Raw genomic sequence first — 1,927 nt, 5'->3', positions numbered from 1 at the left:
GTACCAATATTCAGCTGAATTGGCCAAAGCTAGAAGATGTGCCAGATATTTTGGCGGAGCTAGCCTCGGTACAGATGCACTCAATTCAAACCTCTGGTAACTGTATTCGTAATACCACCACCGACCCTTATGCTGGTATTCATCAAAATGAGATTGCCGATCCGCGTCCTTATTGCGAAATCATTCGCCAGTGGTCGACCTTTCATCCTGAGTTTGCTTTTTTACCGCGTAAATTTAAGATTGCTGTTATCGGTACCGATGAGGACCGCGCAGCGACGCAAGTACACGATGTTGGTCTGCACTTAAAGAAAAATGAGGATGGCGAGCTTGGCTTTGAAGTCCTAGTTGGCGGCGGTCTTGGACGTATTCCTGTGCTCGGCAAAGTTATCAATAAATTTTTGCCCCGTCAGCATCTATTGAGTTATTTAGACGCCATATTGCGTGTCTATAATCTGCATGGTCGCCGTGATAAAGGTAGCAAGTACAAATCACGGATCAAGATTTTGGTCGACACACTGGGCGGACCTGCGTTTGCTAAATTGGTCGATGCCGAATGGGAAGCGCATACCAAAGACGGGCCGCTGACGTTGACGGATGCAAACTTTGAGACGGCTACCAGCTTTTTTAGTGAGCCCGATTATGTGACCTTTGATGCGCTACAAGCACAGTCTGATTTGCAGCAGCAATTAAGCGCTGATAAAGACTTTGCCAATTGGTATAACTAAAACACCGTCGCACATAAGGTCGCTGGTTACCGCGCAGTCGTTATTTCTCTCAAAGCAGGCTTGGTCGATGGCAAGTATGTGCCCTCAGGTGATGTCAGCGAATCGCAAATGGATGCGCTTGCTGATCTTTCTGACAAGTATAGCTTTGGCGAACTGCGCGGCACTTATCAGCAGAATTTAGTATTCGCTGATGTGCAAACCAACAACCTCTATGAATTGTGGCAGCAGCTCTCAGATTTGCATTTAGCACGTGCCAATATCAACACTTTAACTGACATGATTGTCTGCCCTGGTTGGGATTATTGCTCACTTGCCAATGCCACTACGCATAATATTGCTGAGCAAATCGAGAAGCAGTTTAGCGATTTAGATTATCTATACGATCTTGGCGATATCCGCCTCAATATGTCGGGCTGTATCAATGCCTGTGCACACCACCATACTGGCGATATCGGTATCTTGGGTGTCGATAAAAAAGGTGAAAACTGGTATCAAATTAGCCTTGGCGGCAACTCAAGTAACGATGCCAAGCTTGGCAAAATACTCGGCCGCTCCGTACCTACCGAAGCGGTTGCTGATACCATTCAACAGATTGTTGATGTCTATGTCGATCTGCGTGCCACCACCGAGAATGACGTTGAAAGCTTTGGCGAATTGGTTGAGCGTGTCGGTATTGATCCATTTAAGGAGAAGGTCTATGGCTAATCACCACATTTTGGATAGTCACGGCGTCGATATCAGCCATAAAGATAGCTGGCATGCGTTAACCACGGATACGTTACCAGATGGTATCGCCTCGATAGACCTAACTCTACTTGAACTGCTACATAAGCAAGAAAAACCTGACGTCCTAGTACCACTCGCTGATTTATTGGACGGTTCAGGGGCGCTGGCAAGTGGTTTGGTCAAAGAGGTGTATGAGCTGATAGTCCAGCATAGCAGCCGTATTGGATTATGGGTGACCGCTGACACGGATGCGAATGCATTGAAAGAGCTAAGTGAGCTGCTAATAAAGAAGGCGCTCATCGTCATTCATGTTCCTAAATTCGCTGATGGACGCAACTTTAGCTTCGCTCAAACGCTACGTCAAATGGGCTATCAAGGTGAGATTCGTGTCGCGGGCGCGTTCGGCCGTGATCAAATTGCGTATCTATTACGCGTAGGTGTTGACAGCTTTGTGCTCAGTGAGCATGACATGCAAC

1 protein-coding gene and 1 pseudogene are annotated in these 1,927 nt (G+C 47.0%); both read left to right on the top strand.

Annotated elements, in window-relative coordinates; translation table 11 throughout:
- A pseudogene (locus tag ACS8FD_RS13425) lies at nt 1–1,430 on the top strand (nitrite/sulfite reductase); the annotation flags it as partial.
- Nucleotides 1,423–1,927, top strand: a 505-nt coding sequence (locus ACS8FD_RS13420) for a DUF934 domain-containing protein (RefSeq protein WP_439276248.1), incomplete at its 3' end; no start/stop codon positions are given. The pseudogene ACS8FD_RS13425 and the gene ACS8FD_RS13420, both read left to right, overlap by 8 nt.

This window comes from Psychrobacter sp. 1U2 (assembly GCF_051847575.1).
The sequence above is the reverse complement of the archived record's forward strand: the minus strand, read 5'-3'. Positions and strand labels throughout refer to the sequence as shown.